Genomic DNA, 15,113 nt, shown 5'->3' on the forward strand with positions numbered 1-15,113 from the left:
TCCCCCATTCCAAGGACCTCCCATGACTGGCAGCTACAGCCAGAGCCTCGTCTTTTTCTCGTTGTTGGTGGCCGTACTGGCCTCCTACACGGCACTGGACATGGCAGGCCGACTGGCCACCGCGCAAGGGCGCGTGGCGCGCTGGTGGCTGGCCGGCGGCGCCGCGGCGATGGGCCTGGGCATCTGGTCCATGCACTTCATCGGCATGCTGGCCTTCAAGCTGCCGATCCCGATCGGCTACGACCTGGCCATCACCGTGTACTCGCTGGCGGTATCGGTAGGCGCCTCGGCGTATGCGCTGTGGCTGGTCTCGCGTCCGCAGCTGCCCACCCGCCGCCTGTTCGCCGGTGCGCTGCTGATGGGCCTGGGCATCGCCGCGATGCATTACCTGGGCATGGCCGCGATGCGCATGCAACCGGGGATCGATTACGACCCGCTGTGGTTCATCGCCTCGATTCTGATTGCCATCGGCGCCGCCGGCGCAGCGCTGTGGATCGCCTTCCGCCTGCGCATCGAAGGCCGCAACACCCGCCGCCTGCGCGGCGCCGCATCGCTGGTGATGGGCCTGGCCATCGTGGGCATGCACTACACCGGCATGGCCGCCGCCCGCTTCCCGCTGGACAGCCTGTGCGGGGCGGTGATCGACGGTGGCATCGATGCGCAATGGCTGGCGGTGCTGGTCATCGTCACCACGCTGGGCACCATCGGCATCGCGCTGGTGGCCTCCCTGTTCGACCGCCAGATGCGCGAACGCACCGGCCTGCTGGCCGAGTCGCTGGAACGCGCCAATGACAAGCTGCTGCAGGCTGCGCTGCACGATCCGCTGACCCAGCTGCCGAACCGTTCGCTGCTGCAGGATCGCATCGAGCAGGCGATCGAAAAAGCACGCCGGCGCAACCACGCCGTGGCGGTGATGTTCTGCGACCTGGACGGCTTCAAGACCGTCAACGATGCCTACGGCCACCAGCTCGGTGACCGCCTGCTGGTGAAAGTGAGCCAGCGCATCGGCTCCCTGCTGCGCCCGCAGGACACCCTGGCGCGCCTGGGTGGCGATGAGTTCGTGATCGTGTTGGCCATCGACGAACCCGACGATGCGGTGGTGGTGGCCGAGCGCATCATCGCCGCCGTGGCCGAGCCCTTCCTGATCGAGGCGGCCGAACTGCAGGTCACCGCCAGCCTGGGTATTGCGCTGTATCCGGAAGATGCGGCCGACGAACGCGAGCTGATGGCCAACGCCGATGCAGCGATGTACCACACCAAGCAGGAAGGGCGGAATGGCTACACCTTCTTTACCCCGTCCATGCAGGTCAGCGCCAATCGCCAGCTGCGCCTGTTGCAGGACCTGCGCAAGGCCACCGAACGTGGCGAGCTGCTGCTGCACTACCAGCCCAAGTTCGTCGCTGCCGGCACGCCCGCGGTGGGCGCTGAAGCGCTGCTGCGCTGGCAGCACCCGGAACTGGGCATGCTGGCGCCGGACATCTTCATCCCGATCGCCGAGCGCAGCGGCTTGATCCTGCCGATTGGCGACTGGGTACTGGACCAGGCCTGCGCGCAGCTGCGGGCGTGGCATGACGCCGGCAATCCGCACTGGACGATGGCGGTGAACCTGTCGCCGCTGCAGTTCGCCGCGGCCGGCCTGGTGGAAACGGTAAAGGAAACGCTGGAACGGCATGGTCTGGAGGCCAGCCGGCTGACGCTGGAGATCACCGAAACCACGGCGATGAAGAACGTGGAAACCAGCCTGCAGATCCTCAACGCGCTGACCGCACTGGGCGTGCGGATTTCGATCGATGACTTCGGCACCGGCTACTCCAGCCTGCTGTACCTCAAGCGCATGCCGGCCACCGAGCTGAAGATCGACCGCGCCTTCGTGCGCGACCTGGAAGACAACGCCGAGGATGCCGCCATCGTGTCCTCGATCGTCGCACTGGGCCGTTCGCTGCAGTTCAACATCGTGGCCGAGGGCGTGGAAACCGCCGGCCAGCGCGACTACCTCAGCAGCCTGGGCTGCGACCAGCTGCAGGGCTACCACCTGGGCCGCCCGATGGCCCCGGACGAGTTCCTGCGCAAGGTCGCCTGACGACCGCGGTCGGTGGGTGACGTCCGCCCTCGGTGGGTGACGACCGCCCTCGGTGGGTGACGACCGCCCTCGGTGGGTGACGACCGTTGGTCGTCACTATCCTGCAGAGCCCAAAGGCAACGGCGTGACGACCAACGGTCGTCACCCACCAAGCGCCGTAGTCCCCAGCGAGCGCACCAGCAAAAAGGCCACCCCGAGGGGTGGCCTTTTCGTTTGCGGCAACGTGGCGAAGACGTCAGTGCATCATGTGCACGTTCATGTTGTGCATGACCCACAGGGTGCCGGCGACGATGATGCCGATCACCACGACGGTGAACACCGCCGCGTTGACGTTCCAGCGGCTTTCCGACGAGCGGTCCAGGTGCAGGAAGAACACCAGGTGGACCAGCATCTGCAGCACTGCGGAGACCGCGATCACCACGCCGCTGACGGTGCGGGAGAAATCACCCGACATCACCACCCAGAACGGGATGACGGTCAGGATCACCGCCAGCACGAAGCCGATCAGGTACGACTTGACGCTGCCGTGGCTTTCGCCGCCGGCGCCGTGGCCATGGTCGTGTGCGTTGTCATGTGCCATTACAGCGCTCCATTGAGGTAGACGACGGAGAACACGCCGATCCAGATCAGGTCCAGGAAGTGCCAGAACAGGCTCAGGCACGCCAGGCGGGTCTTGTTGGTCGCGGTCAGGCCGTTCTGCTTGACCTGGATGAACATCACCAGCAGCCACAGCAGGCCAGCGCTGACGTGCAGGCCGTGGGTGCCGACCAGGGCAAAGAATGCCGACAGGAAGGCGCTGCGGTCCGGACCGTAACCCTGGTGGATCAGGTGGTTGAACTCCCAGACTTCCATGCACATGAAGCCGAAGCCCAGCAACCAGGTGATGCCCAGCCACAGGTACAGCTGGCCGACCTTGTTCTTGTGCATGGCGATCATGCCCAGGCCGAAGGTCAGCGAAGAGGTCAGCAGCAGCGCGGTTTCCCACGCAACGAACGGCAGCTCGAACAGGTCACCCGGGCCGGGGCCGCCGTCGGTACCACCGACCAGCACCACGTAGGTGGCAAACAGCGAAGCGAAGATGAGGCAATCGCTCATCAGGTACACCCAGAAACCGAAGACGGTGTTGCCGCCGGTGTCGTGGTGCTCGTGCTCGTCATGGCCATGGGCCGCCGCTTGCGCGGCGTGCCCGTGGTTCACGGTTGGGGTATGGGTGCTCATGCCTTCAGCTCCGACTTGACCAGGCCCTGGGCAACCAGGTGCTTGCGGTGTTCGTTTTCGATGCGCTCCACTTCGGCGGCCGGGACCCAGTAGTCCACGTCCTTGTCGAAGGTGCGGTAGATGAACGTGCCGATCATGCCGACCAGGCCGATGATGGCCAGCCACCAGATGTGCCAGATCATCGCAAAGCCGAACACCATGCTGAAGGCACCGATCACCACGCCCGTGCCGGTGTTGCGCGGCATGTGGATGTCGGAATACCTGGCCGGCTTCGGCCAGGCTTCACCACGCTGCTTGCGTGCCCAGAAATCGTCCAGCTCGGTGACCTGCGGCAGCGTACCGAAGTTGTAGAAGGCCGGCGGCGAAGAGGTTTCCCACTCCAGCGTACGGGCATCCCACGGATCGCCGGTCAGGTCCATGTTCTTCTTGCGGTCGCGGATCGACACGAAGACCTGGATGACCTGGCACAGGATGCCGGCGCCGACGATGAAGGCACCACCTGCGGCGATCAGCAACAACGGTTCGTAGGCCGGATTGACGGTGCTCTGCAGGCGACGGGTCATGCCCATGAAGCCCAGCACGTACATCGGCATGAAGGTCACGTAGAAGCCGATGAACCAGCACCAGAACGCGGCCTTGCCCCAGAACTCATTGAGCTTGTAGCCGAACATCTTCGGCCACCAGTAGGTGATGCCGGCGAACATGCCGAACACCACGCCGCCGATGATGACGTTGTGGAAGTGGGCGATCAGGAACAGGCTGTTGTGCAGCACGAAGTCGATGGCCGGGATCGCCAGCATCACGCCGGTCATGCCGCCGATGACGAAGGTGATCATGAAGCCGATGGTCCACAGCACCGGGGAGGTGAAGTGCACGCGACCGCGGAACATGGTGAACAGCCAGTTGAAGATCTTCACACCGGTGGGGATGGAGATGATCATCGTCGTTATGCCGAAGAAGGCATTGACGTTGGCACCCGAGCCCATGGTGAAGAAGTGGTGCAGCCAGACGATGAAGGACAGCACGCCGATGGCGGCCGTGGCATACACCATGCCCTTGTAGCCGAACAGCGCCTTGCGCGAGAACGTGGCGATCACTTCGGAGAACACGCCGAAGGCCGGCAGCACCAGGATATAGACTTCCGGGTGGCCCCAGATCCAGATCAGGTTGATGTACAGCATGGCGTTGCCGCCACCGTCATTGGTGAAGAAATGCGTGCCCAGGTAACGGTCCAGGGTCAGCAGCACCAGGGTGATGGTCAGCACCGGGAAGGCGGCGACGATCAGGATGTTGGTGATCAGCGCGGTCCAGGTGAAGATCGGCATCTGCATCAGCTTCATGCTGGGCGTGCGCATCTTCAGGATGGTGATGAAGAAGTTGATGCCGCTCAGCGTGGTACCCAGGCCTGCGACCTGTAGTCCCCAGATGTAGTAGTCCATGCCGACGCTTGGACTGTACTCGATGCCGGACAAGGGCGGGAATGCCAGCCAGCCGGTGGCGGCGAACTCACCGATCCACAGCGACAGCATGATCAGCACCGCACCGGACACGAACAGCCAGAAGCTGAGCGAGTTCACGAACGGGAACGCGACGTCGCGCGCACCGATCTGCAGCGGCACGGCCAGGTTCATCAGGCCGGTGATCAGCGGCATCGCCACGAAGAAGATCATGATCACGCCGTGGGCGGTGAAGATCTGGTCGTAGTGGTGCGGCGGCAGGTAACCCTCGGACCCGCCGACGGCGATGGCCTGCTGGGTACGCATCATGATGGCGTCGGAGAAACCGCGCAGCAGCATGACGAAGGCGACGATGAGGTACATCACGCCGATCTTCTTGTGATCCACCGAAGTGAACCACTCCTTCCACAGATAACCCCACAGCTTGAACTTGGTGATCAGGGCGACAACGCCCAGGCCACCAAGGATCGCGCCGATCAACGTCGTCAGGACGATCGGATCGTGGGGGATCGACTCAATAGAGAGTTTACCCAGCATGTTCATTCTCCCGAGCCCTCGTGGCCGGCGTGGCCCGCGTGCTCGTCGTGGTTGGTGTTGGCGTCGAGGTTCTCGCCAGACGCCTTGGACTCGTGGTCGTCCATCGGCGCATGGCCCTCATGGTCTTCCTGCGAGCCCGCGTCGGCCGCCGCAGCACCGGCATGGGCGTGCTTCATGCCGTAGTGCTTGTTGTCACCCATGTGCTTGGCGATGACCCAGTCGAACAGGCCCTCTTCCACCTGACCGTAATAGGTCACCGGGTGCCAGTCGGAGTTGCGCTCTTCGCCCAACGCACGGAAGGTGTCCTTGTTCAGGCTGTTGCCCTGTTCGGCACGCACCTGGTCCACCCACGCGCGGTATTCCGGTTCGGTGACCGAATGCGCGGTGAAATGCATCTTGGCGAAGCCGGCACCGCTGTAGTGCGAGGACATGCCCGGGAATTCACCGGTCTCGTTGGCGATCAGGTGGAGCTTGGTCTCCATCGCGGCCATCGAGTAGATCATGCTGCCCAGATGCGGGATGAAGAATGCATTCATCACGGTATCGGAGGTGATCTTGAAGTTCAGCGGGGTGTTGACCGGGAACTTGATCTCGTTGACCACGGCGATCTTTTCTTCCGGATAGACGAACAGCCACTTCCAGTCGAGCGAGATGGCCTCGATCACGACCGGCTTGACGTCCGATTCAATCGGGCGATACGGGTCCAGCGCGTGGGAAGACCGCCAGGTCAGCACGGCCAGGACCAGCACGATCATGCAGGGGATCGACCAGACCACCACTTCGATCGCGGTGGAATGCGACCAGTTCGGCTCGTAACGGGCCTTAGTGTTGGACGCGCGGTACTTCCAGGCGAACGTCAGGGTCATGATGATGACCGGGACGACGACCAGCAGCATCAACACGACAGCCGTGATCAGCAGGGTCTTCTCATCCTGGCCGATCTGGCCCTTCGGATTCAGGATGGCCGTGTTGCAGCCGGTGAGGAACACCGCCAGTGCGAACAGCAGGCCCGGACGCAACAAGCGTCCAAGGGTTTTCAACGGAATCATCGGTCGATCCAATTGCGAGGGAATGCCACCCCGCCCTGCCCAGTCCGGCAAAAGCCGGCCCGACCTGCCAAGGATCGACGGGTTCGGAGAACGGGGGAAGAGTCAGCCTTTCAAGTTTAGGCCGTCACCGCCCATTTAAGAAAGCCATTGACATTGATCTGACGCAGTTTTCGGCGTTTTCGGCCTGCGACACGTTGTCGCAGCCGCCTGTCGCGGGGCGCATGCGGCCCGAAAAGCGCACCCCGTGGGTGACGACCGCCGCCCTGGTGGGTGACGACCGTTGGTCGTCACGCTCTTCCGCCAGGCACCCTACCCCTTGCCCCCAAGGGGGGCAACCACAAGACAAAAAAATACGGCGGATGGGCATGACCCCATGCAGACGCCCCCCTGTGAGGACGAGGACGCCGCACTTCCGCCGTTGCCCAATGACAGGCTGAAACGGTGGCGACGCCCTCGAGAGAAGGGGCCGCCACCGGCCGGAGGAGCTGCTTCCAGCACGTTCATCGTGTGGCCTGACGCCAACGCCGTACATGAGAAAAGTTGCGAAATGCGCGGTCCGCGTGATTGAACGGCATTTTCCTATGACTCACGCAAGCCTCCTCCTTCAGGCTCTGGGAAAGCCCAAGGGCGCGTTCTCGTAGCAGGTGGATGGAACGCTGGACCCCCGCCTCATACAGTGCAATAGTTGCACTATCCGGCGCACCTGCCGGAACACGCCGATGCCCGTAATCAAGCGCTTGGGCCGGTGCGCCATCACCCTGTACGCAGGTGACCACCCTCCACCGCATTTCCATGTTCGAACGCGGGATGGGCGCAAGCGAACATCCCACTGCTTACATTCCGCTGGAGAGAACTCAATCCATGAGGCAGAAGCACTTCACTCTCACCGAAGTAAAAGCACGGGACGGCAGCGTTCTGCGCCTTTGTTTCGCCGATGGCTTCAGCGCTGATGTAAGCCTGGCCGAGGTCATCGAGCGCCACCCGACATTGCACCCCCTGCGCGAAGCATCGGTTTTTCATCGCGTTCAAACAGATGAGTGGCGCCTGGGTGTCGTCTTCGGCGGCAACGACGACCTCAGCCTGGCCAGCGACACACTTCGTGCGATGGCCACGGAACAAGCCGGCGGATTTTCCCACCACCAGTTGGTTACATGGATGGCTCACCACGGCATGTCGCTCGATGCGGGAGCCGATGCGCTCGGCATCAGCCGGCGCATGCTTGCCTACTATAGAAGTGGCCAGAAAGAGATCCCCCGCCCCATCGGCTTGGCCATGGTGGGCTGGAATGTGGTGCAGGCGCGCGGCACGCAGGCCGTACTGCACTACAACGCCGCTTGAAGCCCCGTCTCCCCTACCCCAGCAACACCGACAGCCCCCACGTGCACAGGCATACATAGGCCAGCAGACCCAGGCTGATGCCCAGCGTGGTGCGCATGATCGCCGACTCCTGCCCCACCAGCTTGACCGCTGCGGCGGCGATGGCGATCGACTGCGGTGACACCAGCTTGGCCATTACCCCGCCGGCCGTGTTGGCCGCCACCAGCAGGGCTTCGGGCACCCCGATCTGGGCGGCGGTGACCGCCTGTAGATGGGCGAACAGGGTATTGCTGTTGACCACCGAGCCGGTGATGAACACGCCCATCCAGCCGATCACCGGCGACAGCAACGGGAACACGCCACCGGTCTGCGCCAGCGCCAGCCCGATGGTGGACGAGGCGCCGGAGTAATTGGTGATGTAGGCCACCGCCATCACCAGCGACACCGTGGCCAGCGGCTTCCACATCTCCCGGCCGGCCTGTGCCAGCTCCTCCCCGGCCATGCGCAGGTTGAGCCGGGGCGACAGCACCACGGTCAGCACGGCAGCCACCAGGATGGCGGTACCTGAAGCATTCAACCAGCCGACATTCCACACCGCCGGCAGCGTATGCACGTTTTCCACCAGCGGTGGCAGCTCCTGCACGCGGCCATCCAGCAGGCCGATCGGCAGGTGAACGATGGTATTGGCCAGCGCACCGCCGGCGGCGAACAGCGCCTTGAACGCCGGCAGGCTCCACAGCAGGATGGCGCCGGTAAGAATGTAGAACGGCGACCACGCCAGCAGCACCTCCTTCAAGGTGTAGCGCTGCACCGGCCCCGGCGGCGTATCCGCTTCACGGTAGATGCGGCGGGGCCGCCAGACCTGCATGAAGCCGGCCAGTGCGGCCATCGCCGCCAGCGGTCCGATGATGTCCACCAGTTCCGGCCCCAGCAGATACAGCACCGCCGTCTGCACGCCACTGAATACCCCGCCCACCACCAGCAGCACCGGCCAGGTCTCGCGCACACCGCGCCAGCCATCCAGCATCAGCACCAGGATCGCCGGGGACAGCAGCGCGATCACCTGCACCAGCGCCATCAGCATCAGCGACATCGCATCCAGGCTGACCCCGCCCTGCTGCGCGCCCACCAGCACCGGGATGCCGATCGCCCCGTACGCACCGGCCGCGCCGTTGGCCAGCAGGCACAGCATGGCCGCCTTCAACGGGCGGAAACCCAGCTCCACCAGCAACGCGGCGCAGATGGCGATCGGCACGCCGAAGCCGGCCGCGCCCTCCAGGAAGCCACCAAAGCAGAACGCGATCAGCAGCACCTGGATGCGCTGGTCTTCGGAGATGGTCGCGATGCTGCCGCGGATCACCTCGAACTTGCCGCTGCGGATGGCGAGCTTGTACAGCCACACCGCCATCAGCACGATGAAACTGATCGGGAACACGCCATTGGCGATGCCCAGCAGCCCGGCGCCAGCGATGGTCCCGGCCGGCATACCGAACACCAGCGCAGAAACCAGCGCGGACACCACCACCGCCAGCAGCGCGGCCGTCAGCCCTTTCAGCCGCAGCACGGTCAATGCCAGCAGGAATACCAGCACCGGCAAGGCGGCCAGCAGCGCCGAAAGATTGGAGTTAACCAGCGGATCGTAGTTCTGTTGCCACATGGTCCGCCTTCCTATGGTGGTGCCGGGCATGCCCGGCAGGTGTGCGCATGACGACCGTTGTTACGCCTTGGCTACCTTGTTGGGACAGTCGGTACCGGCAACAAAATGGCCGAGATTCCCCAGCGTGGTTTCTGCGATTTCCTGCAGCGCCTCGGCGGTGAAAAAGCCCTGGTGGCCGGTCACCAGCACATTGGGGAAGGTCATCAGGCGCTGGAACACATCGTCGTCGATGATCTGTCCGGAACGGTCCTGGAAGAACAGCGCGCTTTCCTGCTCGTACACATCGATGGCCAGGTGACCGAGCTGCCGCGACTTCAGCGCGCGGATCACCGCATCGGTATCCACCAACCCGCCGCGCGAGGTATTGACCAGCATCGCGCCGCGCTTCATCAGCGCCAGCGAATCATCGTTGATCAGGTGCTGGGTTTCCGGTGTCAGCGGGCAGTGCAGCGAGACGATATCCGAACGTGCCAGCAGCTCCTGCAGCGGCACGAACTCACCCAACCCAGCGAAATCCGGCGATGGATATGGATCATGGCCGAGCACGATGCAGCCCATGCCATGCAGGATGCGCGCGGTCGCCAGACCGATCTTTCCAGTGCCGACGATACCCGCGGTCTTGCCATGCAGGGTGCGGCCGAGCAGGCCTTCAAGCATGAAGTTGCCCTCCCGCACCCGGTTGTACGCCCGGTGCGTCTGGCGGTTGAGCGTCATGATCAACGCCAGCGTGTGCTCGGCGACGGCCTCGGGCGAATAGGCGGGCACGCGCGCGACAAAGAACCCCAGGCCTTCGGCGCTGGCGAGGTCGACATTATTGAAACCGGCGCAGCGCAGCAGCACCGCGCGCACCCCCATTCCATGCAATGCCTGCAGCACCGGGGCGTCCAGACGGTCGTTGACGAACACACAGACCGCGTCGCAATCCTGCGCCAGAGTGGCCGTGTGGACGTCCAGCGTGGCGTCGTAATACTGGAACTCGACCCCGTTGGCCGCCCCTCCTTGCTGATTGGCTTCATCCAACGAGCGGCGGTCATAGGGGCGAGCGCTGAAAACGGCGACTTTCATACAGGACTTCCTTCCCCATGACGTTTTGCGGACTGTAACAGGCGCGAGGCTCACCCGGCGCTACACTGTCGATCAACCGCCCATCTGGCCCCGCCATGTTGCTCATGTCACGCATCGTCCGCTGGACGACCTCCCCTGCGGGCAAGCGCACGCTGTTCCTGCTGACCACGGTGTTCGCGCTGCTGGTGGCCTGTAACCCGGAGCTGCTGCCGCTGCTGCCGGTGGTGGATGCGCTGGGCCTGGACGTGCTGGCGATGCTGCTGGGGGCGCAGATGCTGGCGACCTTGCCGTGGCTGCGCGGCCATGCGGGGCCGGCGCTTGGCGTGGCGCGGCGGGCGCTGGCGGGCATCGCGGCGGGCGCGATGGGCGGCTACCTGCGGCAGCTGGCATTCGGTGTGGGTCGGCTGGGATCCGGTGCACTTTTCCCGGCACGCGCGGGCTGATACCGACGCACCGGACGACGGACGCCGCCTGCTTTTGAAGATCCGCCCATGTACGCGTGGGGCAATGGCTGGTGGGATGGCCGTGCTGATGACGAAGAGCATCAGTCGGGATTGCCATCCTGTTCGAATAGTTACCAACTTGGCTCTGTTTTGCCCTTTGGGCACGGCGGAGAATGCACTGCATTGCCCGTGGATTCCATGGCGGGCGATGTGGGGGATCCCTGATCCGCCGGCTTTTTTGGTAACTGTTCACCGGTATGGCAACCCGCATCGCCTGCCACCTTGCGCGCTCGCGCAGGTGGCCTCACGCCTTGCGAAGGACGACCGATGGATCCGAAGCATCCGCTCAGTGCCAAACGTCTGCACGCCCTGTTGGGCGACAGAATGCTCGACTTCCCGCCCCACTTCATTGAACGACTTGAACGAAGGCTGGAAGAGTACGAAACCTCGCGCTCCCGTGGTGAAAGCGTGGTGCATCTGCGGCTGGTCGCCGATAACGTCGAGAACGCCTTACAGAACACGCCAGAGCAACGTGAGGAAAGCGCCTACGCCAGCCGCGTCGCCGTGCCGATGCGAACCCTGCAAGGATTGGCCTGCGTGCTGGACCTGCTGCATGCCGCCTACACGGCCCGCATCAATGGCATCACCAACAGCGGCATCAGCGAGCGGCACGTTGAGGGCCTGCTCCTTGCCGGACAGGCCCTGGTCAGTGACGCCGCGCAGACAGCGTGGAGGAGCCAATGAGCCTTGGCGGCAACGGAAGTGCGGGACATCGTCTGCCCCGCAATACAGATCCGGCCTGGCAGATGGCGGAACATCTGGACTCCCGCCTACGCCTGCAGGACTGCGACGAAGCGAGCATCGCGCGCGCCCTGCTGCTGATGTCCGAACTGCACGGCATGAGCCGGGTCGCCCGCGCCTGCGGGATGCGCAGCGACGCCATGCGCCGGCAACTGGATAGCACCCGACCGCTGTATTTCGAGACGGTGCTTGGGGTGAGCCGGGCGTTGGGATTGCAGCTGAGGGCAGAACCAGGACAGTAACCGGCCGCCCTGCGCCAAGGTGCCGCCCGCGGCCGGGTGTATCCCCCCTACCCCGGAGGTGTAATGGACCCTCGCCCCAACGTGGCCTACTATCGCGGGTTACGAAACGCCATGGGTACCTTGTTCGTGGAAAGTTTTGACAGATTCAACGGCCGCCGCAGCGGTGCAGGCAAGCCCATCGCGGTCCTTTCGCATGGCTTTGGCACCGACCAGAACGCCTGGTCCGCCCTGCGTCCGTGGTTCGAACAACGGTTCGATGTCATTTCATTCGATCTCGCCGGCTGCGGTCCCCGTGGTACGGAAACCTACGACTTCGAACGGCACGGTTCGTTGGCCGGCTATGCCGATGATCTTCTGGATATCCTGGACGAGCAGGACGTGCAGAGCTGCACCTATATCGGACACTCCATGAGCGGGATGATCGGCGCCCTTGCGTCCATCGCGCGGCCGGAGCTGTTCGAGCGCATGGTACTCATCGGGGCATCGCCGCGTTATCTGGATGACGACGGTTACACCGGTGGGTTCAAGCCGGATGACCTGGAAAACCTGTTTGACAGCATGAGCGCGAATTACCAGGCGTGGGTGGCCGGCTTCGCCCCGATGGTGGTCGGCGTGGATGACCGCGAGGTCATCGCCGATTTTTCCAATGCCTTGTTCCGGATGCGTCCGGATATCGCGCTGAATACCTCCCGCACCATTTTTACTTCAGATGTCCGAGCACTGGCGGCGCAGGTTTCGCGCCCGGTGCACCTGGTCCAGACCTGGGTCGACGTCGCCGTGCCAGTGGCCGTCAGTCACTGGCTGGCCGAGGCCATCGAGGGAGCAACCCTCGACATCATCGATGCATCGGGCCATCTTCCGCACATGACCGCGCCCGATGAAATGACCCGGATCCTCCAACAGCGACTGGATCGGACGGCCCGTTGAAGATGGCCGACAGCAACGCCCTGGTCAGCCTGAGCCAGTTCGCACGTACCGCGTCCGGGGCCGACCTGGCGATCGTGGTTGAAGTGCAGACCGACGGCCGCGTCGCATGGTCTACCGGCTTTCCCGTGACCGCGTTCTCCGGCTTCAATCTCGCGCGCAGTGGCGTGCTGGAACACGCCTGGAATGATCAGCCGGTGGACGCCTCGCGCTTCCGCCTGCCAACAGCTGTTCTCACCGCGCTGGGCGGCCCTGCAGGCAGCGTGCTGTTCATCCCCGCGCCGTCGGACGACGCCCCATCGAGCGGCCTGCTGCTGCTCTGGAAGACCGGTGCCAACCCCGAGCAGTCCGCTGCCTCGGTGGCATTGCTGGGCCCCAGTGTCGCGCAGCTTCTCTCGGCGCGACGCGGCGCGGTGCAGGACATCGTCGTGCGCAACCAGTTCATCGATCTGGTGGAAAGTGTTCCTGCGGGAATCGTGCTGGTCGACGGCGATGGACTGGGCACGGTGATAAACCAGCGCGCCGCCGAGCTGCTGGGGCAGAAGCCCGGCAGACATCGCGCCGTTGACCTCGTTGCGCCGATGCGGGCGTTGCGGCAGCGCTGCCACAACCATGAAGAGCTGGAACAGGCCTACGCCGCCCAGGTGGGCAACCTCAATTTTGCGACGACGCTGCATTGGGTGATGGGGGAGCGCACCTTCGAGGTGGATACCCATCCGGTGCGCGGCAATGGCGAACAGGGCCGCATCTGGCTGTTCACCGACATCACCGCGGACCTGCTGATGGCCGCCGAACTGCGGCGCCTGGCTTCGTCGGACCCGTTGACCGGCGTGCCCAACCGGCGGCACTTCGAAGAGCGCTCCGCGCAGATCATCGCCGCGCGCGAGGCAACTGGCCGCTCGGTCGCGGTGTTGATGCTGGACGTCGACCATTTCAAGAAGATCAACGACACCCACGGTCACCCGATCGGCGATGAAGTGCTGAAAGTGGTCGCCCGCCGCTGTCGCGAGGCGCTGCGTGAGCGTGACCTGTTCGCGCGCTTTGGCGGGGAGGAGTTCATCGCGCTGCTGGCGGCTCCGACTGCCGATGAAGTACCCGCCACCGCCGAACGCCTGCGCATTGCGATTTCCGGCGCGCCGGTGCACGTGGGCGGCCTTCGCATCGATGTAACGGCCAGCGTGGGCGGCGCCATGGGCGAGGCCCTGCCGGGCAGCGATGCGAGGTTGCTGGAACAGCTGGTGGCACGTGCTGATGAGGCGCTGTATCAGGCGAAGGCCGACGGGCGGAATCGGGTGCGGATCAGCGGGTGACCACTCGTGTGCCGCCGACCATGGGTCGGCGCTACCAGGTCAGTGCTGCGCCAGGGCGTATTTCTTCTCGCCCGCCAGCACCGCCAGCCGCACGCGTTCACCGCTGGCGTCCTGCTGGGCCAAGCGGTTTTCCGGTGGCGGCAACGGGCAGGTAGCGAAGTCCGTATAGGCGCACGGCGGGTTGTAGGCGCGATTGAAATCCAGCGTGACCGTGCCGTCTGCCGCGACCGCATCGGTGCGCAGGTAGCGCCCCACACCGTAGGTCTGGCGGCTGGTGGTCTGGTCCTGGAACATCAGGTTCAAGCTTTTCGTCGGGTCGCCGAGGGCTTCCAACCGCCACTCACGCCCTTCCTTCTCGAACACCACGTAGCCCGGATTCGGAGTATCCGCGACCTCGCCGAGCACGTTCACGATCGGCAGCGTCCTGCCGGCCGGGTGCGGCACGAACCGCGCCTGCACACGCCAGCTTTCCTCGGCCGGGAAGAAGTCCAGACCACCGAAATGCAGGCGCGCCGGCGCATCCGCATGGCGCACGCGCAAGGCCAGTCGCTGCGCGCGCTTGATCGCGGTGATCTGCCCCTTGCCTTCGTCATAGGACAGCTTGGTGCCCCCGCCCTTCCCTTCTGGTTCCAGCCGCACCTCTCCGTGCACCGGCTTGCCATCGGCGGTGATCTGCGCCCCATCGACCGGCCTGACGTACACACCGTCGGCGCGCTGCTCCAGCTGGGCCAGGCGGTCCGGTGCGATCGCCAGGCGGATGGCATTGCCTTCAGCACCGCCCACGCTCTGCGTTCCGGGTTCGATCCAGTGCAGTCCGATCAGGCTGGTCCACCCATCGGCCTTGCCCAGGTCCGCGGCACGTTCATGCACCCACTCGGCGTGTTCGCGCTTGAAATCAAGCGCTGCAGTCGCCGCTGCGGAAGCTTCCGGCGCAGGCCTGTCCTGCGGGCTGCACGCCACCGCAAGCAGGGTGACAACAAGTACAGAGGCAAGCGTGTGCGTCTTCATGCAGG

14 protein-coding genes are annotated in these 15,113 nt (G+C 64.5%); 7 read left to right on the forward strand and 7 right to left on the reverse strand.

The window, feature by feature from the left end; genetic code table 11:
• Window positions 1-22: 22 nt before the first annotated feature.
• Window positions 23-2,080 carry a putative bifunctional diguanylate cyclase/phosphodiesterase gene (locus ABE522_RS00220; protein WP_346589746.1) on the forward strand — a complete coding sequence of 686 codons (2,058 nt, stop codon included), beginning with the start codon at window positions 23-25 and terminating at the stop codon, window positions 2,078-2,080.
• Window positions 2,081-2,315: 235 nt separating this feature from the next.
• Here the strand turns inward: ABE522_RS00220 and cyoD are convergent, their stop codons facing one another.
• Genes cyoD through cyoA form a run of 4 tightly spaced genes read right to left on the reverse strand, consistent with a single transcriptional unit; the run spans window position 2,316 to window position 6,341 of the window.
• Window positions 2,316-2,660 (reverse strand): cytochrome o ubiquinol oxidase subunit IV, encoded by a 345-nt coding sequence (cyoD, locus tag ABE522_RS00225; RefSeq protein ID WP_042613166.1) that lies wholly within the window; start codon window positions 2,658-2,660, stop codon window positions 2,316-2,318.
• Window positions 2,660-3,298 carry a cytochrome o ubiquinol oxidase subunit III gene (gene cyoC / locus ABE522_RS00230; RefSeq protein WP_042613165.1) on the reverse strand — a complete coding sequence of 213 codons (639 nt, stop codon included), beginning with the start codon at window positions 3,296-3,298 and terminating at the stop codon, window positions 2,660-2,662. The genes cyoD and cyoC overlap by 1 nt, the downstream gene beginning before the upstream one ends.
• Window positions 3,295-5,292, reverse strand: a complete 1,998-nt coding sequence (cyoB, locus tag ABE522_RS00235; RefSeq protein ID WP_042613164.1) for a cytochrome o ubiquinol oxidase subunit I — start codon at window positions 5,290-5,292, stop codon at window positions 3,295-3,297. The genes cyoC and cyoB overlap by 4 nt, the downstream gene beginning before the upstream one ends.
• 2 nt (window positions 5,293-5,294) lie before the next feature.
• Entirely contained in the window at window positions 5,295-6,341 is a 1,047-nt protein-coding gene (cyoA, locus tag ABE522_RS00240; RefSeq protein WP_346589748.1) for a ubiquinol oxidase subunit II, read from the reverse strand.
• 768 nt (window positions 6,342-7,109) lie between these two features.
• On the opposite strand from cyoA, the gene ABE522_RS00245 reads away from it, so the two are divergent.
• Window positions 7,110-7,679, forward strand: coding sequence for a hypothetical protein (locus ABE522_RS00245; protein ID WP_346589749.1), 570 nt, complete (start codon window positions 7,110-7,112; stop codon window positions 7,677-7,679).
• A 13-nt stretch (window positions 7,680-7,692) separates the two neighbouring features.
• Here ABE522_RS00245 and ABE522_RS00250 read toward each other — a convergent pair whose 3' ends face one another.
• Both ABE522_RS00250 and ABE522_RS00255 read right to left on the reverse strand, forming a co-directional pair.
• A complete protein-coding gene (locus tag ABE522_RS00250; protein ID WP_346589751.1) occupies window positions 7,693-9,315 on the reverse strand; it encodes an L-lactate permease in 1,623 nt (540 codons plus the stop codon).
• Between the two features lie 60 nt (window positions 9,316-9,375).
• Window positions 9,376-10,380 carry a 2-hydroxyacid dehydrogenase gene (locus ABE522_RS00255; RefSeq protein WP_346589753.1) on the reverse strand — a complete coding sequence of 335 codons (1,005 nt, stop codon included), beginning with the start codon at window positions 10,378-10,380 and terminating at the stop codon, window positions 9,376-9,378.
• A gap of 104 nt (window positions 10,381-10,484) precedes the next feature.
• Here ABE522_RS00255 and ABE522_RS00260 point away from each other — a divergent pair, with 104 nt between their 5' ends.
• The 5 genes from ABE522_RS00260 (at window position 10,485) to ABE522_RS00280 (ending at window position 14,100) form a co-directional block, all read left to right on the forward strand.
• The gene (locus ABE522_RS00260) at window positions 10,485-10,823 is read left to right on the forward strand and encodes a hypothetical protein (RefSeq protein WP_320504988.1); all 339 of its coding nucleotides are present in this window, start codon (window positions 10,485-10,487) and stop codon (window positions 10,821-10,823) included.
• Between the two features lie 327 nt (window positions 10,824-11,150).
• Window positions 11,151-11,567 carry a hypothetical protein gene (locus ABE522_RS00265; protein WP_346589754.1) on the forward strand — a complete coding sequence of 139 codons (417 nt, stop codon included), beginning with the start codon at window positions 11,151-11,153 and terminating at the stop codon, window positions 11,565-11,567.
• On the forward strand, window positions 11,564-11,866 hold the full coding sequence (locus ABE522_RS00270; RefSeq protein WP_346589756.1) for a helix-turn-helix domain-containing protein: 303 nt from the start codon (window positions 11,564-11,566) through the stop codon (window positions 11,864-11,866). Before ABE522_RS00265 ends, ABE522_RS00270 begins: the two co-directional genes overlap by 4 nt.
• Before the next feature lie 63 nt (window positions 11,867-11,929).
• A complete protein-coding gene (locus ABE522_RS00275) occupies window positions 11,930-12,793 on the forward strand; it encodes an alpha/beta fold hydrolase (RefSeq protein WP_346589757.1) in 864 nt (287 codons plus the stop codon).
• A gap of 2 nt (window positions 12,794-12,795) precedes the next feature.
• Window positions 12,796-14,100: a GGDEF domain-containing protein gene (locus ABE522_RS00280; RefSeq protein ID WP_346589887.1), complete on the forward strand. Its 1,305-nt coding sequence runs from the start codon at window positions 12,796-12,798 to the stop codon at window positions 14,098-14,100.
• Between the two features lie 39 nt (window positions 14,101-14,139).
• Here the strand turns inward: ABE522_RS00280 and ABE522_RS00285 are convergent, their stop codons facing one another.
• A complete protein-coding gene (locus tag ABE522_RS00285; protein WP_346589758.1) occupies window positions 14,140-15,108 on the reverse strand; it encodes a DUF1684 domain-containing protein in 969 nt (322 codons plus the stop codon).
• Window positions 15,109-15,113 lie beyond the last annotated feature (5 nt).

The sequence above is a fragment of the Stenotrophomonas lacuserhaii genome (assembly GCF_039674585.1).
GTDB lineage: Bacteria > Pseudomonadota > Gammaproteobacteria > Xanthomonadales > Xanthomonadaceae > Stenotrophomonas > Stenotrophomonas pennii_A.

Coding starts and splice junctions, on each gene's coding strand:
- ABE522_RS00220 (WP_346589746.1), top strand. CDS start 23: ATGACTGGCAGCTACAGCCAGAGCCTCGTCTTTTTCTCGTTGTTGGTG.
- cyoD (WP_042613166.1), bottom strand. CDS start 2,660: ATGGCACATGACAACGCACACGACCATGGCCACGGCGCCGGCGGCGAA.
- cyoC (WP_042613165.1), bottom strand. CDS start 3,298: ATGAGCACCCATACCCCAACCGTGAACCACGGGCACGCCGCGCAAGCG.
- cyoB (WP_042613164.1), bottom strand. CDS start 5,292: ATGCTGGGTAAACTCTCTATTGAGTCGATCCCCCACGATCCGATCGTC.
- cyoA (WP_346589748.1), bottom strand. CDS start 6,341: ATGATTCCGTTGAAAACCCTTGGACGCTTGTTGCGTCCGGGCCTGCTG.
- ABE522_RS00250 (WP_346589751.1), bottom strand. CDS start 9,315: ATGTGGCAACAGAACTACGATCCGCTGGTTAACTCCAATCTTTCGGCG.
- ABE522_RS00255 (WP_346589753.1), bottom strand. CDS start 10,380: ATGAAAGTCGCCGTTTTCAGCGCTCGCCCCTATGACCGCCGCTCGTTG.
- ABE522_RS00260 (WP_320504988.1), top strand. CDS start 10,485: ATGTCACGCATCGTCCGCTGGACGACCTCCCCTGCGGGCAAGCGCACG.
- ABE522_RS00265 (WP_346589754.1), top strand. CDS start 11,151: ATGGATCCGAAGCATCCGCTCAGTGCCAAACGTCTGCACGCCCTGTTG.
- ABE522_RS00270 (WP_346589756.1), top strand. CDS start 11,564: ATGAGCCTTGGCGGCAACGGAAGTGCGGGACATCGTCTGCCCCGCAAT.
- ABE522_RS00275 (WP_346589757.1), top strand. CDS start 11,930: ATGGACCCTCGCCCCAACGTGGCCTACTATCGCGGGTTACGAAACGCC.
- ABE522_RS00280 (WP_346589887.1), top strand. CDS start 12,796: ATGGCCGACAGCAACGCCCTGGTCAGCCTGAGCCAGTTCGCACGTACC.
- ABE522_RS00285 (WP_346589758.1), bottom strand. CDS start 15,108: ATGAAGACGCACACGCTTGCCTCTGTACTTGTTGTCACCCTGCTTGCG.